The organism is Spirosoma luteum DSM 19990, from assembly GCF_000374065.1.
GTDB classification, from domain to species: domain Bacteria; phylum Bacteroidota; class Bacteroidia; order Cytophagales; family Spirosomataceae; genus Spirosoma; species Spirosoma luteum.
The window spans coordinates 1-22,501 of sequence record NZ_KB893264.1; the positions used below are offsets into that span (position 1 = coordinate 1).

Here is a 22,501-nt window from a genome sequence, read left to right on the forward strand (position 1 = left end):
GCGTTGTCGGGCAGCAGGACGCCACCGAAGGCGGCTTCGGCCAGTGCCGTGCCATCCAGGGCAGAATTGCCTTTCAGGCCGAACAGGCCGGGTTTGCCATTGCGGAAGTCAAACGAACCCAGCGACTTGGACTGAATGCGTAGTGCCTTCAGCGAAGGAACCGCACCACCAAATTTGGAATCGTCCATGTACAGGGCCAGCTCAGGGTTGGTGAAGTACTTGGCAAACTGCAAATCAGCACCACCATACGGTGAGGTAGCATTCCAGCGGTCTTTGTCTCCGATGGGGATAACAGCCTCGTTGGTCAGGGGCATGCCCAGCCGGGATACCTGTACCCAATCACCGTCAAAACCTACATCGCCCCCGTTGTATAGGGTCGTAATTTTTTGGCGACTGGCCGATGCCCATACGCCGATGACGAAATCACCATCCAGAATGTTAGCTGCCTGAGAAACGCCCTTTCCGTCTTTCTGTAACATGTTAACCGGAATTTTCAGAGCAATGGTGTGTACGTTGTACCGCGCCAGTCCATCTTTCGGTTTGTTAACGGAGTTCCCTTCGGGACGGAAGTTACCCACGTCGAAAGCGCCCGCCAAATCCACGAAGAATGGATCATCGGCAGGACCACAGAAAACCTTCTCGCCCGACGTGGCCGTGGCGATGGCTTCTTCAATAAGCTTCTCATACGGCTTGCCCAGTCCCAGACCCGGCGTATCGATAGACCGGGGCCCGATGTTGTAGGCCGGTACGATGCCGTTTTGAACGATAGTTGTAAAAGGTCCCCCATTTACACTCTTCTGACACATGTAGGAGGTCTTGAGGTTCTCTTTACCGAGCCGGATGTTGAAAAATGTACTTGGGTCTTCGTTTACTTTAGTAAACGTAAACCGATATGTAATATCGTCACTGGCCGTATTGGCTTTGTTTTTTATGTGAATCTCGTACCGGATTCGCTCGCCAAAATTGTAGTAGTTTGGGCCGCCTTCGGGCGACTCGAATGGAATGTAGTTAGCAAGAATTGTAATCGTGTTCGGGTCATCCGGGCTCTTGAACGCGTACACGTCGGTATTATCGGCCAGCGGATCATTAGAGATCAGCGGGGCTTCGCGGTGGCTGGAGGCATAACTGCCAAACGCCAGTCCTAACAAGGCACAGCCAAGGAATAAACTCCTGAGCCGACCAGAAAGTAAAGGAATTACCTGCATAGTAAAGTTAAATTAAAAGTGAAAAAATTGTACTTGTTAAAGGTACGAGAAATAAACAGCACTGACTATGAATAAGTTATTACTTTGGAGGAATTTAATGTTGTGGATATAATAGAAGTACCTAAATGTGGGCTTTTGAGAAGTATAAGCGCTTTTTTGTGACTCATTTATCGCTACAAGAGGTACCAGACAGGGCAAATTTTTCAGATGAGTTGTTCCCGGCCCGTCTTTAGCGCCAGAATTTGGTATTGAAAAGTAACTTTATATACTCTCAGGCCGGGAAAATAGATTTAGTAATTCTGGAGACGCAGGAATATTTAATTTTTCAGAAAGATTTCCCGTGGTCTACCACATCCCGGGGCGTTTCATAAGCGCATTTACAGCGTGAATTATGCAGAAGATCTGTTCCGTAGCATAATAGGAAATCAGCGCATTAGTAACTGTTCCGGCAGTGTGTGCCGGTTCAAAAAGTTGAAAGGCTTTTTTTCTGTATGACTACGCCAAGTAGCCGGTCACGCCGGAAAGTCAGCGGACCGTCCGAATCATAACGGGGAGCAGGAACGGGCTCAGCCAGTGCTGTTTCCTTGCCGAAAGTACCAGATAGCTTCATCAACTACCTTTCGGCCAGATGGGTCTTTGACTCGATGGCCTAGGCGTTTGCCGGTAGGATGGCAGCCAGCGTAGAAACAGGCCCGGAAACTGGTAGCCCAATCGTATTATACGTTTGGGCTACCAAACTTGGCTTATTTTACCTGATAGCCGCCGGTGGGCTCAGATAGCGGGCCAGAAACCGGTAGATATCCTCCCGCGAATCGCGGGCCAGTTTCGTATCGAGCCGGTTGAAGCTGTGGCCGCCGGGGGCATCCTGATAAATTTTATACTCAAACTTCTTCGACACAAACGTATAGGCTGGAATGACGACCGGGTTGCTGGCACCCTGTCCAGTTGGGTTTTTGATGATGTGGGGCGGCTTGCTATCATACCGAACCTTATCAATGATGGCTACGTCGCCCAGCTTCTGGTACCAGAGCAAATCATCGACACTTTTGGCCAGGCTCTGGTTGGCAAACCGGAGATTTTCTTCCAGTAATCGAATGCGTTCGGCTAAATCAACGGGCGGGGTCGAGGCTGTGGGGCGGGCGGGAGGAGTTTGGGCATGAAGGGCACCAGAAACAAAGAGCAATAGAAACGTAGCAAGATACAGGTTGTGCATATAGTAGTTGATTGAGCGACTGGCTCGCTGCATTGGTCACGTAGCGATGGAAATTACAACATTTCTCTTTCCATCAACCTGTTTTCTACTGTTGCCCCGGTAAAATGACTCTTCTGCTGCCTGAATTGCTATTTTCTTCCGTATCATTCATAGTACGTCGGGACTTTTCACGGTCACAGAGAAATTTTTTTACGGACAAATTTTATTTCCGGCTCAAGCCAATGAGGTTACGGCGAATATGCTGTAGGAAAGCCCACCTTGCCGGTAAAACAATCTAAACTATATGTTCAACTTGTCTTAAAGTTGAGGTTTTATAAGTGGGCCTTTTATCCCGCTTTTCTTCCAATTCTTACATGAAGCACTATTTACGCCGATTCACCTTTTCTTCTCTCGGTCCCACATCAATCTTCGGCTCACCACCGGTGAGCGCCAGTATCTCCGTAGGGGGTCCCGGCGAAATTTACACGCTTCGTGATGGTGCCTGGAATGACCCGGCTGTGTGGTCGTGCGGAGCCACACCCATTGCGGGTCAGGCCGCCCGAATCGGGCACTTGATCAAGGTTCCTAATGATTATCAGGTAACAGTTGGTAGTATTCGGTATAACATGGGTGGCCGTATCCGGTTTGACGCCCGTGGCCAACTGAAACTGATGGAATAGTCAATTTCTTTTCTGTACAACACCCTTCTTGGTTCAGCTGATTACTCAGTCCGACGTGAACGCGCTTCTGACGTGGGTCAGGCCTGCTGGGTAGCCGTGCTTACCAGCAGCCCATCCCGTTCCTCAATAATGCCCTGCTCAGCCAATTCGGTGAGGTAGTTCTCCAGGCTCCAGTCCCCTAACCCATATATCCGGTCGTGGCTCAGCCACTCACTCACAACCTGACGGGGCGTTTTGGGCGATGCCTGAATCAGCCTGAGCAACTGCTGTTGAATGAGGGATAACCCATTGGAAGCCACCGTCAGCCGGGCCAGGTGAGCCGTTAGGGCTGCGGGCAAATGACATAACCGGCCAACATTCGTCGTCAATAGCGCCGTTAGTGCCGCCTTGTCCGACGCGGCATAAGCCGACCAAACGCGGGTAGCCAGCATTAATTCGTGGGTGGTCAGTGTTTCGGCCTGCGGATAGAGGGCCGCCAGTTGAGTGCCGGTCAACTGGCCGTAGCCTTTAAAGTCGGCAACCCCCTCGATCCGGTCGACCGATACCTGCCGAAGTACGGTTTGACCTAAGTCGACCCGGTCGAAGCAGGCTAGTAAAAAGACCAGATTAATCTGGCAGAACAGGTCATGCTCGAACCAGAAAACAACTTCATCATAATCAGTATACCGACAAATCTTTTCAAATTCGCGGACGACATAGATTGTGTAATCGGGTTGTTCGCCCTGAAATTTAGTCCCAAAAGCGGTAGTCAGCCAGTTACGGCGCAGCGTCCACAGTTCATCATCCGTTCGGGGTGCCACCAGCAAAGGCCCTTCGGATAGCATCTCCCGCCAAATGGCTACATCGCCCGGCAACCCGGCGCCAACAAATGCATGCGCTGTGGCGTCGCCATTCAGTACGTGTAAAGTTTTCATGGGCATCACGTTGGTACCACCGACCCATACATGGCAGTAGCGCAGGAATGCCGGATATTGATTAACGGGCTAGCTTCGCCCCCTTTTTGCCAACCGAACCAAAGTAATAGTTGACGCCAAGTTTCAATCGTCCCCCTTTGCCCCGGCTTACGGTCGGGTCTATTTTGTTGTAGAAATTGCTTTCAAAGGACAGTTCGGCCCCCAGGCGGTGCGCAATCCAGGCCATTATGCCCAACTCAAGCCCTACGCTGGTATATTTGGATTTGGTGTCGGCTGGAATATTATCCGCGAATTCACGGCCGCTGTTTAAACTGGCTCCTACAAAACTACTGATACGGGTCCGAAAGGGATAATAGCGGGCATACGCGCCAAACTGCCGGGCATGATAACTTTTAGCCAAAAGCCGGTCGGAGTCGTACCGAAGGCCAGCCATGAAGCCCGGCTGGAAAAAATAACCGATGCGCGCGTTCACGTCGAAGTAAACCTGACCATTGTTGGTACCAAAGCCGGGGCCAGCACCAATAAACACGTTTCCGGGCTGGAACCAATTTAACTGATTGGCATCCTGGTAGCTAATAGACTTGTCTACTTCATCTTCCAGTTTATCACTAGCCTGGTTTGCCGTTTCGCGAATGTCCTGTTTTGTGCGCTCATCAATAAGCGGTTTGGTCTGGCCGGTTGAGTCCGTTCTGTTCTGCGCCAAACCCGCTGTTGCAAGCCCCATCGAGAATAGAATAATCGTAATTGTCGTTTTCATCACAGTTGAGTTTATGTCTTAGAGTCACTACTTAATTAACGATAATATCCTCATAAGGTTTGTTGGTCAATTACGGTTGCAGGGTAGGACGAAAAAAAGCACCTTATTCTATAGGAGAAAGGTGCTTTGATGAAAACAGTTCGTGTACTGTTATACGTTGTTCAACTGGTTTATCAGTTCGTTTACCTGTTCAGGCGATACCGCCGGAAAGTTGGCAATCCTGATTTGCGATTCTTTAAACTTCCCGTACCCGCTCCCAACAAGCATGTTGGCGGCTTTTCCAAGCTTAATAACGTCGGAGGAAGGTTTTTGGGTAGTGGCCACGATGACCGTTTGTGACCGATGCCGCTCCTGCTTCACGAAAGGCTCATAGGCGTCGGACGTGTCAATGAATTTATACAGCATCCGCGCTTTTTCTTCGGTTTGCTTCCGAATAGTATCTATCCCGATTTTGTTAAAATCCTCCGCAATCTTGCCCAGCAGATACATGTACAGCACATTTGGTGTGGCGGGGGTTTCGAAGGTCCGGTAGTGTTTCCAGAGTGCAGGAAGCGTATGATGCGCCCCAACCGTGAGCGTGTCGTTTTTTTGTAATCGCTCGGCTTTGGCCAAACAGGCCTCACTGGCAATCCAGATTCCCATGCCGGCGGGCATACCAAATGCTTTCTGTACCGAGAAAAAAGCCGAATCAATCAGGCTGAAATCCAGGTCGGGGTAGGGAGCTGAGGAGACCATATCGACACAGAACAGCTTTTTTGGATGCTTCCGCTTGAGTTTATGAATTTCGGCTGGCTTCATCTGCACCCCCGATGAGGTTTCGTTGTGCGTTACGCAAACGACCTCGGCGTAGTCTGGCACCTGAATATCGGCCGCATCGAACCCTTCCCCAAACGGCTTCTCAAGTACGTGAGCGTGTTTGTGCAGGGCGTTGGCGTAGTCATAGAATTTTTGCGAGAAGGAGCCATTGACGAGGTGAAAACTTTCGTGCTCTACGCAGTTCAGCAGCATCCGCTCCCACACTTCCGAAGCCGAGCCGGTAATGAAAATGCCGTGGGTATCCGGTATGGACAGAAGGGTGCGCAGCTGCTCATCCAGAAACCGGTATAAATTTCGAAACTGCTCGCTCCGGTGCGAAATCGAGCCAATCTGTTTGTCCATTGCCCGTTGCAGGTGCTGGTAAATAGTTGGGTAAAGTTCGGCCGGGCCAGGTGTAAAGTAAGTGTTTTTCATAAGTCTAAAGAGTGAAAGCGTAAAAGAGCGAAAGAGCGTCTGCGGTGTAAATCACTCTTTCACTCTTCCACTCTTTCGCTCTTTGTTTAATAAAGCAGTCTAAACTTAATTGTGTTGTCAATGCTTCTGAGTTCTTCTACCACTTCGTGGGCATATTCTTTAGCCACATCCGTGATGACATACCCAATCTGCTCATTGGTTTTGAGGTACTGACCATGAATGTTTATATGGTAGTTAGCAAAAATGGCGTTCATTTTGGCCAGAATACCCGGCACGTTGGCGTGAATATGCAACAGACGGTGCGACCCTTTCAGCATGGGTAATTGTAATTCGGGAAAGTTTACGCTGCCGTACGTGCTGCCATTATTGATGTATTCGAGCAATTTGCCCGGTACGAAGTTGCCAATGTTTACCTGAGCTTCTTCCGTGCTGCCGCCAATGTGCGGAGTCAGAATCACGTTGGGGAGTTTGCGTAAAGCACTGGTAAACTCTTCGTTGTTCGTTTTTGGCTCCAGCGGGAATACATCTATGCCCGCGCCCGCAATTTTTCCCCGCTCAATGGCATCCACCAGCGCGGGGATATCGACGATGTGCCCCCGCGATAAGTTCAGGAAGATAACCCCGTTTTTCATGAGCGAAAACTCTCGGTAGCTAAACAGATTCTTGTTTTCCTTACGGCCATCGGTGTGCAGGCTTATGATATCGGCAACGGCCAGCAGGTCGTCCAGCGATTTGCATTTCCGGGCATTTCCCAGCGCCAGCTTGTCCACAATATCATAGAAATACACCTCCATACCCAGGGCTTCGGCCACTACCGACAACTGCGTGCCGATATTGCCATACCCAACCAACCCCAGCTTTTTACCGCGTACTTCAAAGCTGTTCTTGGCCGACTTGTCCCAGCCACCTTTGTGCATCAGATTGCTTTTGGGCACGATGCTGCGGATGAGCATAATGATTTCGCCAATGGCCAGCTCCACTACCGAGCGGGTATTGCTGTAGGGAGCGTTAAATACGGCAATGCCTTTTTGGGTACAGGTGTCCAGGTCAATCTGGTTCGTGCCGATGCAGAACGCACCCACCGCCATCAGCTTATTGGCATTTTCCAAAACGCGGGCCGTTAGGTTCGTTTTGGAGCGGATTCCCAGAATGGATACGTCGCGGATGGCTTCAATGAGTTCGTCCTCGTCCAATGCCTCCTTCCTGATCTCCACGTTGAATCCTTCCAGTTCAAAAAGCTGGACGGCTACCGGATGCACATTCTCCAGCAACAGCACTTTAATCCGGCTTTTAGGGTACGACTGGCTCCGGCTCAGGTTATTGTGATACAAAAAATCGTCGAGTGAGTGCGCTACGTGGTCGGCTTTTTCAACGACGCTGGGTCGCAACACATTCTCGGTAAAAGCGTAAAAGCGGTTGGCCAGCCCAGATGCCCGGATTTCGTAATCAGTGTAGCCATCGCCGATGACGTACACTTCCCCGCTGAGGTTCAGGTCCCGGATTACCTTCGATTTGCCATCATTGGCTGACAGCGGGTTTTCCGGGTCGAAACCAATAATCGCTCCGTTTTCATCGTACACAAACGTATTGGCAAAGACGTGTCCTTCCTGAATACCCAGTGACGTTACGATGGGCAAAATGAATTCCCGAAACCCGTTTGATACAATATAAATGCGATCGGCGTTTTCGGTTAGAAACTCTTTATTGCGTTGAAACGAATCGGATATTTTACCCATCAGGCTTTCGATAAGGGCAGGCAACTGGTCGCGGTGCGCCTTCAGCAGACCCAACCGTAGGTTCAGCGACTCCGTAAAGGATATTTCGCCTGCCATACCCCGGTCGGTAATGGTCTTTATCTGGTGGATTGCATCTTCCCCTTCGGGCCGCCCCGCGAGCGAGATTCCACCCAGTATATCCAGTGCTTCTACCTTGGTGAAGGTGCTGTCGAAGTCGATTATGTAATAGGGCTGTTCAGCCGCTGGTACGGCACTCTGGCCGAGGGTTAGTTCTGTGGTAGTCATAGTATCGTTAGGTTGAACAGCCGCCATTTTGGGCGGGCAATTCGCTTACTTTTAGTTAACAGCGTACCTGCCATGTAAACAGGCAATTGGTACTTAGTTTGCAGTGGTCTTGAAAAACGTCACTGCCCGCTCTTCTGACCAGTACGTTCCCTGAATACCGCCAGTGCGTGAAGGGAAACCGCAATGACCACCCTTTGCAGGAAACTCCATCCAGACGTTGGGTAGTTCCCGCGCCAGAGCTTCAGGAAAGCACTCCGGCGATAAAAACGGATCGTTTTTAGCATTGATAATCAGCGTGGGAATGGCGATAGACTGAATAAACGGGAGCGAACTACTCCGGGTATAATAGTCCGCTACATCCCGAAAGCCATTCATAGGTGCCGTAAACGAATTATCGAATTCCCGGACATTGCGCGCTTCCCGGATGGCTTCTGTTGGGAAAATACCCGGCATAACAGCTGCCTTTGCCAGTACTTTTCGTTTGAGAGTCCGGCTAAACCGGTAGTTGTAAACCAGGCTGTCCCATTGTTCGAGCCGCCGGGATGACCCCATCAAATCGACAGGTACCGAGAAGACAACGGCTTTTTTCAGCGCGTCATGGATGGCTGCCCCTTTTTCGCCCAGGTATTTAAGCGTTACGTTACCCCCTGCGCTGAACCCGACGAGATAAATTGTTCGATAGCCCTTGGTGAGGGCATATTGAACGACTAAATCCAGATCGACCGTTTCACCAACGTGGTAAAATCGCTGTTGCCGATTCATATGCCCGCTGCACGAGCGGTAGTGCCAGGCCAGACAGGTGAAACCCTGTTGCGTTAGATGCTGCACCATGCCCGCCAGATACGGACTGGTAGAACTCCCTTCAAGGCCGTGGGAAAGGATTACTAATGATGAATTACTAACCTTCCATTCATCATTCATCATTAATAATTCATCATTGGAAAAAGCCCAATCCAGGTCAAGGAAGTCATCATCCGGTGTGTCGATACGTTCCCGGACGTAGGGAATCGATACCTTGCGAAACAGCGAGGGAATAATGGTTTGCAGATGGCCATTCCATAAACGGGCAGGCGGCTCATAACTTGACGGGGCAATCAGCGGCATCAGGTAACGCGGTCGATTGAAGCCGCAAAGGTACGAGCTATGCAGCTTAGAAGACTAACAAAGTCATAAAAAAAGGCTGGTCGTAGAGCGACCAGCCTTTCCCATTGAATACAACCTGAATTGAAAAAAGCAATATTGTCTATTGCCATAGCAACAAGTGAGGCAAAATTGGCAAATAAAAAGAATTAATACAATTATTTTGATAGAAAATGTTTCGAATATGAGTTACGCTCGTCAATCGGAGTATGATCACACACGCGTGTTGAGTCGGGTATAGTGTCAATATCGAAGGAGGGAGATTAGCTTAGAGGTATCGGAAATGGATCGGCTAACCTGCTGATAATAATTCGTTTGGTTGGGTATGCCGCGAATTGGAGAAGTTTCTCCGGAGCACCGGGTGAGAGGACTACACACGCGCCGATTCTGGCGTAACTAGACCGGGACGATTAACCCGCGCCGGTGAATTTCGCATACTTTATTTATGCTTCCTGCCGGGGAAAAGCAGGGGAAAATTGATTGATCCCCCACAGGCAGAGGGACTTTATCTCTCTAACACGTTTTTTTGTAAACCTTTTTGCCTAAATGAGGTAAGAATACCTGTACTGTTATTCTTATATAAAAAAAAGTAACAGTACAGAAATCTCAATCTGTATAAGTGACGTAGATGCATAGCAGCGTCACAACGTCACTCTGTTAGTCACAACTGTGTATTTGTCCATTATTTATACGATGAAACTCGCAAACACATCTTCCTTCAGCGTAGTAAATGCCATCACCTGGTTTATGGTACTCTTCATTACCCTGTTTCTGACGGCAGGGGTGGCCTGGGCTCTCTTTTTTTAAGCCACTTTTTACCGCCCTGGTGGAAAAGTAATCTCTCCTGCGCCGTCGGCCGGCTCCAGTACTAGCAGCCGGATACCTGACCTTGCTGTATCCATAGCGGCTGACTGACCTTCCGATAAATACGTAATCACGGATTGTTCATTGCTGAAAAGGTAGCTAGCCGAAATCGATTTTTCCGCTGTGTCTTCCAGCGTACTGTTTGCCCCATTACCTGTATCTTCAGGACCAATAACCAGGTTTACAACCTTGAAATCTTCCGTGCGGGCCATTACGTCGATGCGGGCTATACCAACTTCATTCGTTTGTTGCTGTACGTTCAGGATTGTTAGGTAGTTTGCCTCGTTGCCCATATTATGGAGCAACCATTCGTAGGTAGTTTTCATGCTGTTTCAGTTTATCTTTTGAGAGGAATTTAGCAGGTTGATGACGTGGTCATGGCATAACGGGTAACTCGACCAATTCCACCCAGTACTTACAGACTATGTCGATCTGTTTGAGCATACTGTGTTTGAGTATTACTGAATTAGCGCCAGCCTGGTAAAAATGGACAATGTCATCATTGGAGAGAGAGCCGGACCAGACCAAAATAGGGATATGCTGGAGGTTTGGTGAAGCGCGTATCAACGTCACCGTTTCATAGCCATTCATCAGGGGCATTTTGGCATCCAGTATAATAAGGTTAGGGAGTGGAAGGGTCTGTAAATGTGCAAGTACTTCTTCGCCGGTTGACACGTACGTCAGGCTCACGTGCTGATGACATTTTTGAATGTGATTTTTCAGCAACATGAAGTCTTCATCATCATCATCGGCTACAAGTATTGTCTGGTTCATAGCTATTCAGGTGTTAAGTTATTATTGGAAACAACGTAACTGGCAGCCTGTTCTATTTTACGACTGGAAAATAGGGTAATGTGATACTCTGTATACTTCTTTTGGAAAAAATCGAATCGGTTTCTTTTGAGACACAAGTGGATAGGCGTATTACCAAAAGGTAGGTACTTGGATAAAGAATTTTTATCCAGTAGTATTGCTGTTCAGCTTTTCGTTTCCGGCTGACGACTGCTACTCTCCCTGTTTACCAAAAATGACTACCTCGACAGTTTGGGTCGTTGACGACGACGAAGACGATCAGCTATTCATACGCTCCGCATTTGAGAGTGGCGAGCCTCCTATCCGCGTCATGATACTCAACGATGGGGTCGAACTACTCCCTAAACTGGCCGAGTGCAACGAACTGCCCCGCCTGATTCTGTTAGACATCAATATGCCACTCAAAAACGGCTTTGAGACGCTTAAAGAATTACGCAGTTTACCCAGGTACAAGCAGCTGCCCGTTGTGATGCTCACTACCTCAGCTACCGAAGCCGAACAATCGCGCTCACTGGCCCTGGGCGCTAACCAGTTCCTGACAAAGCCACTTTCTATGACCCAGCTGAAAGTATTGGCTCAGGAATTGAGCAGCCGTTGGAAACTAGCCTGATTTATTTATTGGCTTGTAGGTGCAGATCTACCTGCCGGATAACTTCCAGAAAATCCTGCGGCTGATCGACATAATCCAGAGCGTTCATGTCCAGCACCAGGAGGGGGCCCAGGACGTACGAATCAGCAAACTCTTCGTAGAGCTTATTGAGATTGGCCAGGTATTGATCGGCTATAGTCTGCTCGAAGGACCGGCCCCGTTTCTGAATTTGCCGGCGAAGTTTGGATAGGTCGGCCCGCAGGTAAATCATCAGGTCGGGTGGCCGCACGATGCTCATCATGTTTGTAAACAAATCCTGGTAGGTATCAAAATCGCGCTCACTCATAAAACCACTTTGCCTGAGGTTTCGGGCAAAAATGGCCGCATCTTCATAAATGGTTCGATCCTGCACCAGTGTTGTTACGTTTTCTGTTTGCAACCGGCTGATGATTTTTTTCATCTGCGCGAAGCGGCTGTTCAGGAAGTAGATTTGCAGGTTGAACGACCAGCGGGGCATATCCTCGTAAAAATCGGCCAGGTAAGGATTCCCTTCTACAGCTTCATACAGCACCTCCCAACCATAGTGGGTCGCCAATAATTTGGCCAGTGTTGTTTTTCCCGCGCCAATGTTTCCCGTAATCGCAATGTGCATAGTGCGTGCTGAGTGAGTATGTTATAAATGGCTGGCATACCATCGTTAGCTGCGCCGGTATGTCTGTCATCACAACGTTTTCACGCCCATTTTGCTTAATTTTGTAATCGAAATTGTGTTTCAGACTGGCTATTCGCTCTGTGTTGGCCATCTGATTTTACTGGTTATGCCATGAAACCATACCGCGTTCTTCTATACTATATCTACTCACCCATCGAAAATCCGGATCAATACCGGGAAGAGCATCATTTGCTGTGTCTGCGGCTCAATTTGCTTGGTCGTATCATCGTTGCGCCCGAAGGGCTAAACGGAACTGTATCGGGACTCACCGCTGATTGCGATGCCTATATGGATACACTCCGGGCCGATTCCCGTTTTGCGGGGGTTGAATTTAAAGTGGATGAAACGGACCAGCATACCTTTCAAAAATTACACGTTCGGGTAAAATCGGAAATTGTACACTCCGAACTCCCCGTCGATCCACTCCGGCAAACGGGTATCCATCTTGAACCCGACGCGTTCCGGCAACTCAAAGATGACCCCGACGTGGTACTGGTTGATATGCGGTCCAATTACGAGCATGAGGTCGGAAAGTTTAAGAATGCCATCACATTCGACATGGAGAACCTCCGCGAACTTCCCGAACACGTGGCCGAACTGGACCACCTGCGTGGCACGGGCAAAAAAATAGTTACCTACTGCACGGGCGGCATCAAGTGCGAAAAAGCATCGGCCTATCTGCTGGCGCAGGGTTTCGAAAATGTGTATCAGCTTCACGGGGGTATTATCCGCTACGGCCTGGAAACGGGGGGGGAGGATTTTGATGGCGAGTGCTACGTGTTCGATAACCGCGTAACGGTACCCGTCAACCACATAAACCCGGTTACGGTGTCAAGTTGCTACCGCTGTGGTACGCCCACCAGCCGGATGATAAACTGCGCCAGCCCGGTTTGTAATAACCACATTACTCTGTGCGATACCTGCGGCCACGATCACGGAGGCACCTGTACGGATGCCTGCAAAGAGGACCCTGCCATACGCTCGTACGATGGGTCGGGGTACTACGGCAAACAAACGCAGGGCTATTCTCCCGTGCAGGGGTTCAGGAGTCGGCAGGGGCAACGGACGGATAGTCGGTTGGTTGGATAACGGGTTGGTCATTAGCGTTTTGTATCAACTAACGGCGCCATTGTCCTTTCAGGTTTTCCAGGTAGTTCAGACCCGCGCCCGTGTTCAGCAGTAGTACATGCTCCTGCGGCTGGAGCCAGTTCTGTTGCAATAGTTTTTTGGCTGCGGACCAGATTGCGCCACCTTCTGGAGCGGCAAATAAACCTTCGTGCCGACAAAGCTCACTGACACCGACCAACATATCATCTTCCGAAACGGCAATAGCCGTTCCGCCCGATTCGCGGAGCACGTTCAACATCAGCGGCTCGCCAATGGGGCGCGGCACGGCCAGCCCATTGGCCAGAGTAGCTTTGCCCACGTACTGTTTGCTGTTGAGTTGCTTTCCCTGCCAGGTCGTTACAACGGGGGCGCAGTTCTCGGCCTGCACCGCCACCATGCGCGGCAAACGCTGTTCGGGACGTAGCCAGCCAAGTGCTTTCAGTTCATGAAACGCCTTCCAGATGCCAATTAGTCCGGTTCCGCCCCCCGTTGGGTACATGATTACATCTGGTAAGTGCCAGTTCAATTGTTCGGCTATTTCGTAGCCCATCGTTTTCTTTCCTTCCAGCCGATACGGTTCTTTCAGGGTTGAAACATCGAAATACCGTCCATCTCGATTCAGTTCATGCACTTTAGCGGCACAGTCGTTGATGAGTCCGTCCACCAGAATCAGCGTGGCGCCATAGCCGATACACATTTCCTTAAAGGCATCGGGCGTATGGGAGGGCATCACCACAATCGCTTCCAGCCCCGCCCTGGCGCAATAGGCCGCCATAGCCACACCAGCGTTACCGGCAGTGGGAATGATGCAGGCTCGCTCACCGTTTTCCTTCGCCTTCGCTATGGCCATACAAAGCCCCCGCGCCTTGAATGACCCGGTTGGATTCAATCCTTCATCTTTCAGGCTGAGGTGATCGAATCCTGCATTGGCCGCCAGCCGGTTCAGGGGTAGTATGGGTGTAAACCCTTCGCCCAGCGTGAGTTGATTTTCGGACTGAATAACGGGCAAAAACTCTTCGTACCGCCACATTGATTTAGGCCGATTCAGGAGTACCGACGGAGAAAGTGTATCGGTATCCAGCGCGTACTGACACAGGAGCGGAGCCTGACAGCAGGTCGACAGCGTCTGGCGCACGAGCGCATTGTGCACGGAGCCGCAGTTCGAACAGTGCAGGTCTTCCAGTAGTGATGAAGTGGTAAGGGTAGTCATGGTTGTATTTTTCCGAAAAGTCCCGGTAATCAACGCATGAAGCAAATAGCATTTTGATATGAGTTATTCCCTGTTGGAATAATGACGCTTTGTGAACTGAATAAAGGTGTTGACCAGTTGATTGCTCTCCGTTCCCTTGCGCTGAATAAAGTAAAACGTGCGTTGTAGGGTCAGGTCCTGAATAGGTACTTCAACTAGTTCGCCTGCGGCCAGTTCTTTCAGAATAGCTCGCTTGGGCAGGAAAGCCAGGCAGGTATCGGCCAAAACGAAATTTTTCAGGGCCTCGGTCCCGCCCAGTCGGATCAACACGGGCAATGAGGCCACAGGAATTCCTCTTTTATCCAGCTCATCGTCAATCACCGCCAGCGTGCCTGACCCGTTTTCGCGCAGCGCCACCGGAATGGTAGGCAAGTCGGCAACAACGAGTGCCCGTCCGCGTAAAGGACTTTTCCCCGAACACACCGCCAGCACATCGTCAGTCATAAACGGGGTGTAGGTTAGTGTGTTTACCTGCGTCAATCCCTCTACAATCCCCACGTCTATTTCATGCGCCAGCAGGGCGTTCTGAATGTTGTTTGAGTTTCGGTTGAGCACATTGATTTGCAGGTTAGGGTATTGCCGCAGGTAAGCAGAGAGCACGGAGGGCAGCACGTACAGACTAATGGTGGTACTGGCACCAATGGCCAGTTTGGTGGGTGGCCGGAAGGTTTCGTTGAGTTGCTGAATTTCCTGGTGTAGTGATTCCTGCAACTGGCTTGCCTCCAGGAGTTTATCGTACAGCGCCTGCCCTGTTTTAGTTAGGCTGATGTGGTTGCCGTGCCGCTCGAACAGGCCCGTTTTGTAAAAATACTCCAGCGACTTAATGTGCTTACTAATGGCCGATTGACTAATGAACAAGGTCTGACTGGCCTTGGTGAAGCTTAGTAACCGGGCCACTTCCATAAAAATAAGGTGGCGGGAGGAGAGCATAAGGGGAACTGTTGATGGACCAGCCTGGAGCCAAAGCTGACCCAATGAGTAGGGTTGGGTTTTTACTGGAACAGGTGGATTGTATAATCCAGTAGTTCCGTTCCGCCCGGTTTGCCATGCCCCGGAACGATAATTTTTGCCTGCGGGTATTTTTGTTTGAGCTTGCTGACCGTACCCGGCCAGGCAGCTACGTTGGCATCTTCCAGATTTCCTTTCGCTGCGCCCACTTCTTTTATCAGGCAACCCCCAAACAGCGCCTTATCGTCCGGGAAATAGCCGATTACGTTATCTTTTGTGTGCCCTTCGCCAACATACTCCGCGTACACTTTTTTATCGCCAACGGGCAGCGTAAGGGTTTCCTTAAACGCCTTGATGGGTTTAGTGAATTTTTGTCCTTTACTTTTCAGGAGTGCTATCGTTTGACTGGATGCGTAGGCGGGGATGTTATGCGCGTTGAATGCTTCCAGACCGCCCACGCAATCGGCATGAAAGTGGGTGGGAATGAGGGCATTCACATTCGTTTTTAGCGTCCCGGTTATGTACTGGATCAGTTCTTCTGAGCTCTTATTATCGGCGGGTGTGTCAAAAATAACGGCCTCATTACCATTGACGATAAGCATTCCGTTGCAGGCCACCCGTCCAAAGCTATCGGTGTTCAGGAAGGACGTATGAATGTAAACATGATCGGAAAGCTGCCGGATGTGCAACTCTTCAGATTTATAGACGATTGAGTCCCCCATTAGCCAAAAGTTTGCTTCTGAAGGTAGCTTCCCGTTTATTGAATTTCCTTCGCTCAGGTGTGTATCGCTAAAAAACAGCGACTTGCTTACTAGCAACGTTAGAAGCAGAGCAGACTTTACCATGGTAGGGGCTGGCAGTATAGTAACTGTAAGGAAGCGCACTGGCAATCTTGTTGGGCAAAATTACAGATAACTTTTTTTGCCTGATGATATAACTTCAATTGTTGACCGTCAGGCCCGAAAAAAGCCCTTATCCACATGCGGGATAAGGGCTTTTCTGATGTTGTAACTACTGCTTTACCGGATTGAGACAAGCCGATTGGGCGTGGCAGGCTGTTGGGTCGATATGATTACGCTTTGCGTAGTAGTTTCTACCCCGTTGGTGATTTCTACCTGATACACGCCGTCTTCCAGTTGGTTCAAATTCAACCGGGTGCGGTAGATCTGCTCGTTTTTGCCAAGATGCTGACTATACAGTAGCCGACCATCGGCACCTTTCAGGCTAATCGATACAGTGCCTCCTTTCTCTTTATCGAGGGCAATACTCAGCTTTCCGCTTTGGGTCATGTAAATGCCGGTTTTGTAGGTAACTGCCGCTTTTACTTTACCACCTGGATTGGTTTCGGCAAAAGTAGCCGATGAGGTAATAGCAGCCAGTGAAAGGGCTAAGGCGAGGGATTTGATAAGCGTTTTCATGGTGATTATAGTTTTTTGATTGTTTCGATTTTTCCACCGGGTTCTTCCCGGTTGGTGAAACAAAGATATAGGCACTAGCCGGTACTATGCATAGCAAACTACCGGAACGGTTTTCCGGCTGGATGAGTGGTTATTATACAGGGCTAGTTGAGGGAACGGTTAGTTGGAATGATGCTTGTTAAGTCGCAAATTTGCTTTGTAGCTACAATTATATGTCCATTCAGACTCAGACACCCAACAGTTTATACTATACTCCTGCCATCCTCGCCGACTTCCCTGATCTCATTGCCGCCGAAAGCACCCGACATGGGGGAGTTAGTCCGGCTCCGTTCGACTCGCTCAACCTAGGCATCAATACGATGGATACGCCAGAAAACGTAGCTGAAAACCGACGACGATTTTTCGACGCTATTGGTGCTGATGCGCATTCCTTCGCGTATTCCAATCAGGTTCACGGCACGGACGTTTTATACGCGACCAAAGCGGGGCGTTTTGACGGGTACGATGCATTGATAACCAACCAACCCGGCTTGCTGATTGGCGTTACCGTTGCCGATTGTGTCCCTATCCTGATTTACGACCAGGCTCATCAGGCCGTTGCAGCTATCCATGCGGGCTGGCGGGGAACGGTAGGGGGCATAGTGACGAAAACGCTGACTATGATGCAGCAGCGGTTTGGTACGGTGTCGGGGGCGTGTTACGCCTACGTCGGGACCTGTATTGACGAATGCTCGTTTGAGGTTGGACCGGAAGTGGCCGAACAGTTTGCCGCAACGTATAAACAAACTAAGTCTGGCACAGGAAAAGCGTGTGTTGATCTGAAAGGTGCTAACGTATCCTGTTTGATCGACTTTGGTATACCGGCGAAGCAGATAGCTGTGTCGTCTTTTTCGACGGTGCTGAATAACGATACGTACTATTCGTTCCGCGCTGAAAATGGGCAAACCGGCAGGATGCTGGCAGTTATCGGGCTGAAAAACTAAACAATGTCTCCTGATTGCCCGTTAGGTAACTGTTTCTTAAACAACTTTTCATTTTACACGCAACAGGTATGGGAATCTTAATTTCAATTTTAGTAGGTGCCATTGCCGGTTGGCTGGCTGACCTTGTTTTCAAGCGGTTTTCATTCTCGCTAATCGTTCAGATTCTGCTCGGTATTGCCGGTGGATTTGTTGGCGGTCTGCTATTTGGCCGTGACGGCAGCGTTCTTGACCAGATTCTGACTTCGTTTGTAGGGGCTGTTATTATTCTTGGTATTGCTGCGCTGATAAAAGGCCGTAGCAGCGCGGTATAGATAGGAAGAAATTAAAAGGAAAAAGGGGTAGCAAAGGGGGAAGGATAGGAGTTATCCTTCCCCCTTTGCTACCCCTTTTTCCTTTGTTTCTCTATTTCAAAATCTGTCTGGAGATGACCAGTTTTTGAATTTCGCTGGTTCCTTCCCCGATAGTGCAGAGTTTGGCATCCCGGTAAAATTTCTCCGCCGGAAAATCTTTTGTGTACCCATAGCCACCAAAAATCTGTACCGACTCATTGGCCACCCGAACGGCCGTTTCGGAGGCAAATAACTTGGCCATCGCTGATTCTTTGGTCACGGGTTTGCCAGCATCTTTCAAATCGGCAGCCTGATAGGTCAGGAGTTTGGCCGCTTCGATGTCGGTAGCCATGTCGGCCAGTTTGAAACTGATGCCCTGGAAACTGGCAATGGGTTTCCCAAATTGTTCCCGCTCTTTGGCGTACGCCAGAGCTGCATCGTAGGCTCCATAGGCAATTCCGAGGCTGAGGGCCGCAATCGATATCCGGCCACCATCAAGGATTTTGAGCGATTGAATAAACCCTTCGCCCACTTGACCAAGTCGCTGAGCATCCGAGATCCGGCAATCCTGAAACAACATCTCGGCCGTTTCTGAAGCCCTCATGCCCAATTTATCTTCTTTACGGCCACCCGTAAAACCGGGGGTTCCCCGTTCTACTATAAAAGCCGTGGCATTATGGGGGGCATTTGGCTCGCCGGTCCGGGCAATTACTACGGCTACATGGCCACTTCTACCGTGGGTTATGAAGTTTTTAGCCCCGTTCAGCACCCAGCCATCATTATCCCGAACCGCTGTTGTGCGCATGTTGCCCGCGTCAGAACCGGTATTAGGCTCGGTAAGACCCCAAGCTCCCAGCCATTCGCCGGTGGCTAACCGGGGCAGATAAGTTTGTTTTTGATCCTCGTTACCAAACATAAGAATATGGTTGGTACAAAGGGAATTATGGGCGGCCATTGATAAGCCAACCGACCCGTCGATTCTAGATAATTCTACAATAGCCGCCACGTATTCACGGTAGCCCAGGCCTGTACCACCGTATTCAACCGGCACCAGCATGCCCATTAGCCCCTGCTGACCTAACTGCTGAAATAACTCTGCTGGAAAATGCTGGTCTTCATCCCATTGTCGGATATTTGGTCTAATGAGCCGTTCTCCCAGGTCATGTACCGATTGGGCTATTAATTCTTGGTTTTCTACAATTTCGTTTGTCATGAAAGAAGTGATCTGATAAAATACCGTATCTGTGGTTTATACAAAGTAAGCAATTAAGCTCACCTTTTGTTGCCGCCCGGTCCTATTGACGGGTTTGGTCGTTTGTTTTCGTAGTTGGGGTGGGCAGAAGGGCGAAAAACAGGGTCTTTGTACCTGATTAGATTCGTTTATCGGCAATTGGTTTAATGGGTATAGTGCAATTTCATGGGTGAAGAACTGATTCTGCCGGTGATGGACTCCGGTACCGGTAAGTCACTATTGACAGGCAGATAGGGGTGGCTATTAAAAAACTCCTATTTTTGTGACATCAGGTAAGTCTGCCAGTCTGTTATCATTATAAAAATATTAGTTAATCTATCGATATGAAATTAGCTGTAGTTGGAACTGGATATGTGGGTCTCGTTACGGGTACGTGTTTTGCCGAAACCGGCAACCAGGTGACCTGTGTTGATATTGACGAGCGAAAAGTTGAGAAACTAAATAACGGCATTGTGCCCATCTACGAACCAGGATTGGAAACCCTGTTTCACCGGAACGTAGAAGAAGGTCGTCTCTTATTTACGACGAATCTCGAGGAAGGGATTAAAGACGCGGAAGTTATTTTTCTGGCCCTGCCCACCCCGCCTGGTGAAGATGGCTCTGCCGACCTGAAATATATTCTGAAAGTAGCCAGCGACCTCGGCCCTATCCTTAGTCAGTACGCTGTTATTGTCGATAAAAGTACGGTACCCGTTGGCACCGCCGAGAAAGTTCATGCGCACATTGCCGACAATGCCGTAGTTGATTTCGACGTTGTTTCGAACCCCGAGTTCCTGCGGGAAGGCGTGGCCGTTGAAGATTTCATGAAGCCTGATCGTGTAGTCATTGGAACAAAATCGGACCGGGCCAAAGCGGTGATGAACAAACTGTATGCACCGCTGGTGCGTCAGGGCAACCCCGTGATTTTTATGGACGAACGCTCTGCCGAAATGACCAAGTATGCGGCCAACGCATTTCTGGCTACTAAAATCACGTTCATGAACGAGATTGCCAACCTGTGCGAGCGGGCCGGTGCCAATGTCGATGATATTCGGCGGGGTATTGGTACGGATAGCCGCATTGGCAAGCGATTCCTGTTTGCGGGTATTGGCTACGGGGGAAGCTGTTTCCCCAAAGATGTGCAGGCACTGGCAAAAACGGCCAAAGATTTCAACTATGATTTCAAGGTGTTGAAATCGGTGATGGAGGTGAACGACGAGCAGAAAATCAAGATGATGCCGCTGATTCTGGATCACTTCGGGGGCGACTTGAAAGGGAAGACCATCGCTGTTTGGGGGCTGGCTTTCAAACCCTATACCGACGATATTCGGGAAGCACCCGCGCTGGATAACATCCGGGCATTGCTTGATGCCGGGGCAAAAGTTACCGCCTATGATCCCGAAGCGATGGACAATGTTCGTAATCAACTGGGTAATTCCATTACCTACGCGCATACGCAATACGCAGCCCTGGATGATGCCGACGCGCTTTTCATCATTACCGAATGGCCCCTGTTCCGCACACCTGACTTCGACAAGATGAACCTGCTGATGAAAAACAAGGTGATTTTCGACGGTCGGAATGTGTACGAGCTTGAGCAGATGCGCGAACAGAACTATACCTATTACAGCGTCGGTCGGGAAGCTATACTGGCACCGGTCGAGCAGAAAGTATAAAACAGTTTGTCGTTTACGGTTTATGGTTTACGTTAGCTGGCGCATGAGCAGCTTACGCGTCAGTCCCAGCGGGGAGCCGCAACCGTAAACCATAAACTATAAACCTTAATCTTAAAGAATGAAACGAGTACTAATCACCGGCGGGGCCGGATTTCTTGGCTCGCACCTTTGCGACCGGTTTATTAAAGAAGGCTACCACGTGATAGCGATGGACAATCTCATTACGGGCGATATCCGTAACATTGAGCATCTGTTCCATCTGGCTAACTTTGAATTTTACCATCACGACGTATCCAAGTTTATCCATGTACCGGGTAATCTGGATTACATCCTGCATTTTGCCTCCCCGGCCAGTCCAATCGACTACCTGAAAATACCCATTCAAACCCTGAAAGTTGGCTCGCTGGGTATTCATAACTGTCTGGGTCTGGCGCGGGTGAAGGGAGCACGGGTGCTGATTGCCTCCACGTCGGAAGTGTACGGCGACCCAACGGTTCACCCACAAAATGAAGAGTACTGGGGCAATGTTAACCCTGTAGGCCCGCGTGGTGTGTACGATGAAGCCAAGCGTTTTCAGGAAGCAATGACGATGGCCTACCATACCTACCACGGTGTGGAAACCCGCATTGTCCGAATCTTTAATACTTATGGCCCGCGTATGCGCCTGAATGATGGTCGGGTATTGCCCGCTTTTATTGGGCAGGCCCTGCGGGGCGAAGACCTGACCGTTTTTGGTGATGGTAGCCAGACCCGCTCGTTTTGCTACGTAGATGATCTGGTAGAGGGAATTTATCGGCTGTTGCTCAGCGATTACGCCTATCCGGTCAACGTGGGGAATCCGTCGGAAATTACCATTAAAGAATTTGGCGAAGAGATTATCAAACTGACCGGTACGAAGCAGCAGTTAATTTTTAAAGACCTGCCTACTGATGATCCCAAGCAGCGTCAACCGGATATTACAAAGGCAAAAGCCATCCTGGACTGGGAGCCTAAAGTGACCCGTGAGGAGGGGCTGCGCATTACGTACGATTATTTTAAAAGCTTACCCGAGGAAGAACTTTACAAAGCGGCCTATCACCGGGAGTTTAACAAACAGTAGCCTGAGTTTGCTCACTGTACAAGAATACAGTAACGGTAACTATCCGGAATAGTAAACGTTGAGGGGTCCTAAAAATGATTGGCGAACCAGATGGTTCGCCAATCATTTTTAGGACCCCTCGGTTTTTGCCATAGGCCAGGTCTGAATCTGACCGGAGCCTACATGGTTAGTATGTCAGGAAAAAGGCCAGGTACAGTTGATGCGGAACAAAGCAGTAATGCGTTGGTATTCGGGATTTTATAACGAAAAATGCTACTGCCGGAGCTGTATTTCGCTTAATATGAGAGCGGTATGGAAATATGATTTGACACACTCGTATGTAAGTTGGGGCGATGTTCCGTTCT

22 protein-coding genes are annotated in these 22,501 nt (G+C 49.6%); 7 read left to right on the forward strand and 15 right to left on the reverse strand.

Features of this window, described 5'->3' with window-relative positions; translation table 11 throughout:
* The coding region (locus tag B156_RS0116730; protein ID WP_018620909.1) for a DUF4331 domain-containing protein at positions 1-1,205 on the reverse strand (1,205 nt) is incomplete at its 3' end.
* A gap of 748 nt (positions 1,206-1,953) precedes the next feature.
* Entirely contained in the window at positions 1,954-2,418 is a 465-nt protein-coding gene (locus B156_RS0116735; protein WP_018620910.1) for a hypothetical protein, read from the reverse strand.
* Positions 2,419-2,771: 353 nt separating this feature from the next.
* Between B156_RS0116735 and B156_RS0116740 the strand changes: the two genes are divergently transcribed.
* Positions 2,772-3,077 carry a hypothetical protein gene (locus B156_RS0116740; RefSeq protein WP_157627080.1) on the forward strand — a complete coding sequence of 102 codons (306 nt, stop codon included), beginning with the start codon at positions 2,772-2,774 and terminating at the stop codon, positions 3,075-3,077.
* 77 nt (positions 3,078-3,154) lie between these two features.
* On the opposite strand, the gene B156_RS0116745 is transcribed toward B156_RS0116740, so the two are convergent.
* From B156_RS0116745 to B156_RS0116780, 7 genes are all read right to left on the reverse strand, one after another.
* Complete coding sequence (locus tag B156_RS0116745; protein ID WP_157627081.1) at positions 3,155-3,991, reverse strand: hypothetical protein; 837 nt, start codon at positions 3,989-3,991, stop codon at positions 3,155-3,157.
* Between the two features lie 61 nt (positions 3,992-4,052).
* Entirely contained in the window at positions 4,053-4,748 is a 696-nt protein-coding gene (locus B156_RS0116750) for a porin family protein (protein WP_018620913.1), read from the reverse strand.
* Positions 4,749-4,898: 150 nt separating this feature from the next.
* Positions 4,899-5,978 (reverse strand): aminotransferase class V-fold PLP-dependent enzyme, encoded by a 1,080-nt coding sequence (locus B156_RS0116755; RefSeq protein WP_018620914.1) that lies wholly within the window; start codon positions 5,976-5,978, stop codon positions 4,899-4,901.
* An 86-nt stretch (positions 5,979-6,064) separates the two neighbouring features.
* Entirely contained in the window at positions 6,065-7,999 is a 1,935-nt protein-coding gene (serA, locus tag B156_RS0116760; RefSeq protein ID WP_052635764.1) for a phosphoglycerate dehydrogenase, read from the reverse strand.
* Positions 8,000-8,092: 93 nt separating this feature from the next.
* Positions 8,093-9,103 carry a YheT family hydrolase gene (locus B156_RS0116765; RefSeq protein WP_018620916.1) on the reverse strand — a complete coding sequence of 337 codons (1,011 nt, stop codon included), beginning with the start codon at positions 9,101-9,103 and terminating at the stop codon, positions 8,093-8,095.
* Between the two features lie 851 nt (positions 9,104-9,954).
* The gene (locus B156_RS0116775; protein ID WP_018620918.1) at positions 9,955-10,329 is read right to left on the reverse strand and encodes a hypothetical protein; all 375 of its coding nucleotides are present in this window, start codon (positions 10,327-10,329) and stop codon (positions 9,955-9,957) included.
* A 49-nt stretch (positions 10,330-10,378) separates the two neighbouring features.
* Complete coding sequence (locus B156_RS0116780; protein WP_018620919.1) at positions 10,379-10,777, reverse strand: response regulator; 399 nt, start codon at positions 10,775-10,777, stop codon at positions 10,379-10,381.
* A gap of 253 nt (positions 10,778-11,030) precedes the next feature.
* Between B156_RS0116780 and B156_RS0116785 the strand changes: the two genes are divergently transcribed.
* On the forward strand, positions 11,031-11,426 hold the full coding sequence (locus B156_RS0116785) for a response regulator (protein ID WP_026260877.1): 396 nt from the start codon (positions 11,031-11,033) through the stop codon (positions 11,424-11,426).
* 1 nt (position 11,427) lies between these two features.
* Here the strand turns inward: B156_RS0116785 and B156_RS0116790 are convergent, their stop codons facing one another.
* Positions 11,428-12,057, reverse strand: a complete 630-nt coding sequence (locus B156_RS0116790) for a deoxynucleoside kinase (protein ID WP_018620921.1) — start codon at positions 12,055-12,057, stop codon at positions 11,428-11,430.
* 171 nt (positions 12,058-12,228) lie between these two features.
* On the opposite strand from B156_RS0116790, the gene trhO reads away from it, so the two are divergent.
* Positions 12,229-13,206 carry an oxygen-dependent tRNA uridine(34) hydroxylase TrhO gene (trhO, locus tag B156_RS0116795; protein ID WP_018620922.1) on the forward strand — a complete coding sequence of 326 codons (978 nt, stop codon included), beginning with the start codon at positions 12,229-12,231 and terminating at the stop codon, positions 13,204-13,206.
* Positions 13,207-13,234: 28 nt separating this feature from the next.
* Here the strand turns inward: trhO and B156_RS0116800 are convergent, their stop codons facing one another.
* The 4 genes from B156_RS0116800 to B156_RS0116815 all read right to left on the reverse strand — a co-directional run bounded on the left by B156_RS0116800 (position 13,235) and on the right by B156_RS0116815 (position 16,839).
* Complete coding sequence (locus B156_RS0116800) at positions 13,235-14,434, reverse strand: threonine synthase (protein WP_040585857.1); 1,200 nt, start codon at positions 14,432-14,434, stop codon at positions 13,235-13,237.
* 63 nt (positions 14,435-14,497) lie between these two features.
* Positions 14,498-15,403, reverse strand: coding sequence for a LysR substrate-binding domain-containing protein (locus B156_RS0116805; RefSeq protein WP_018620924.1), 906 nt, complete (start codon positions 15,401-15,403; stop codon positions 14,498-14,500).
* Between the two features lie 62 nt (positions 15,404-15,465).
* A complete protein-coding gene (bla, locus tag B156_RS0116810; protein WP_018620925.1) occupies positions 15,466-16,143 on the reverse strand; it encodes a subclass B1 metallo-beta-lactamase in 678 nt (225 codons plus the stop codon).
* A gap of 297 nt (positions 16,144-16,440) precedes the next feature.
* A complete protein-coding gene (locus tag B156_RS0116815; RefSeq protein WP_018620926.1) occupies positions 16,441-16,839 on the reverse strand; it encodes a T9SS type A sorting domain-containing protein in 399 nt (132 codons plus the stop codon).
* A gap of 212 nt (positions 16,840-17,051) precedes the next feature.
* On the opposite strand from B156_RS0116815, the gene pgeF reads away from it, so the two are divergent.
* Positions 17,052-17,822: a peptidoglycan editing factor PgeF gene (gene pgeF, locus B156_RS0116820; RefSeq protein WP_018620927.1), complete on the forward strand. Its 771-nt coding sequence runs from the start codon at positions 17,052-17,054 to the stop codon at positions 17,820-17,822.
* Positions 17,823-17,890: 68 nt separating this feature from the next.
* Positions 17,891-18,133 carry a GlsB/YeaQ/YmgE family stress response membrane protein gene (locus B156_RS0116825; protein ID WP_018620928.1) on the forward strand — a complete coding sequence of 81 codons (243 nt, stop codon included), beginning with the start codon at positions 17,891-17,893 and terminating at the stop codon, positions 18,131-18,133.
* Positions 18,134-18,224: 91 nt separating this feature from the next.
* Here the strand turns inward: B156_RS0116825 and B156_RS0116830 are convergent, their stop codons facing one another.
* A complete protein-coding gene (locus tag B156_RS0116830; RefSeq protein ID WP_018620929.1) occupies positions 18,225-19,364 on the reverse strand; it encodes an acyl-CoA dehydrogenase family protein in 1,140 nt (379 codons plus the stop codon).
* 362 nt (positions 19,365-19,726) lie between these two features.
* Between B156_RS0116830 and B156_RS0116835 the strand changes: the two genes are divergently transcribed.
* Together B156_RS0116835 and B156_RS0116840 are read left to right on the forward strand one after the other, a co-directional pair.
* Entirely contained in the window at positions 19,727-21,058 is a 1,332-nt protein-coding gene (locus tag B156_RS0116835) for a UDP-glucose dehydrogenase family protein (RefSeq protein WP_018620930.1), read from the forward strand.
* A gap of 118 nt (positions 21,059-21,176) precedes the next feature.
* Positions 21,177-22,157: a UDP-glucuronic acid decarboxylase family protein gene (locus tag B156_RS0116840; RefSeq protein WP_018620931.1), complete on the forward strand. Its 981-nt coding sequence runs from the start codon at positions 21,177-21,179 to the stop codon at positions 22,155-22,157.
* Positions 22,158-22,501: the final 344 nt, after the last annotated feature.

Bases quoted from the DNA above. Each gene is read 5' to 3' on its own strand.
- B156_RS0116790 (WP_018620921.1), bottom strand. From the start codon at position 12,057: ATGCACATTGCGATTACGGGAAACATTGGCGCGGGAAAAACAACACTG.
- B156_RS0116800 (WP_040585857.1), bottom strand. From the start codon at position 14,434: ATGACTACCCTTACCACTTCATCACTACTGGAAGACCTGCACTGTTCG.
- bla (WP_018620925.1), bottom strand. From the start codon at position 16,143: ATGGGGGACTCAATCGTCTATAAATCTGAAGAGTTGCACATCCGGCAG.
- B156_RS0116805 (WP_018620924.1), bottom strand. From the start codon at position 15,403: ATGCTCTCCTCCCGCCACCTTATTTTTATGGAAGTGGCCCGGTTACTA.
- serA (WP_052635764.1), bottom strand. From the start codon at position 7,999: ATGACTACCACAGAACTAACCCTCGGCCAGAGTGCCGTACCAGCGGCT.
- B156_RS0116750 (WP_018620913.1), bottom strand. From the start codon at position 4,748: ATGAAAACGACAATTACGATTATTCTATTCTCGATGGGGCTTGCAACA.
- B156_RS0116815 (WP_018620926.1), bottom strand. From the start codon at position 16,839: ATGAAAACGCTTATCAAATCCCTCGCCTTAGCCCTTTCACTGGCTGCT.
- B156_RS0116830 (WP_018620929.1), bottom strand. From the start codon at position 19,364: ATGACAAACGAAATTGTAGAAAACCAAGAATTAATAGCCCAATCGGTA.
- B156_RS0116835 (WP_018620930.1), top strand. From the start codon at position 19,727: ATGAAATTAGCTGTAGTTGGAACTGGATATGTGGGTCTCGTTACGGGT.
- trhO (WP_018620922.1), top strand. From the start codon at position 12,229: ATGAAACCATACCGCGTTCTTCTATACTATATCTACTCACCCATCGAA.
- B156_RS0116735 (WP_018620910.1), bottom strand. From the start codon at position 2,418: ATGCACAACCTGTATCTTGCTACGTTTCTATTGCTCTTTGTTTCTGGT.
- B156_RS0116775 (WP_018620918.1), bottom strand. From the start codon at position 10,329: ATGAAAACTACCTACGAATGGTTGCTCCATAATATGGGCAACGAGGCA.
- B156_RS0116740 (WP_157627080.1), top strand. From the start codon at position 2,772: ATGAAGCACTATTTACGCCGATTCACCTTTTCTTCTCTCGGTCCCACA.
- B156_RS0116780 (WP_018620919.1), bottom strand. From the start codon at position 10,777: ATGAACCAGACAATACTTGTAGCCGATGATGATGATGAAGACTTCATG.
- B156_RS0116840 (WP_018620931.1), top strand. From the start codon at position 21,177: ATGAAACGAGTACTAATCACCGGCGGGGCCGGATTTCTTGGCTCGCAC.
- pgeF (WP_018620927.1), top strand. From the start codon at position 17,052: ATGTCCATTCAGACTCAGACACCCAACAGTTTATACTATACTCCTGCC.
- B156_RS0116765 (WP_018620916.1), bottom strand. From the start codon at position 9,103: ATGCCGCTGATTGCCCCGTCAAGTTATGAGCCGCCTGCCCGTTTATGG.
- B156_RS0116785 (WP_026260877.1), top strand. From the start codon at position 11,031: ATGACTACCTCGACAGTTTGGGTCGTTGACGACGACGAAGACGATCAG.
- B156_RS0116745 (WP_157627081.1), bottom strand. From the start codon at position 3,991: ATGAAAACTTTACACGTACTGAATGGCGACGCCACAGCGCATGCATTT.
- B156_RS0116825 (WP_018620928.1), top strand. From the start codon at position 17,891: ATGGGAATCTTAATTTCAATTTTAGTAGGTGCCATTGCCGGTTGGCTG.
- B156_RS0116755 (WP_018620914.1), bottom strand. From the start codon at position 5,978: ATGAAAAACACTTACTTTACACCTGGCCCGGCCGAACTTTACCCAACT.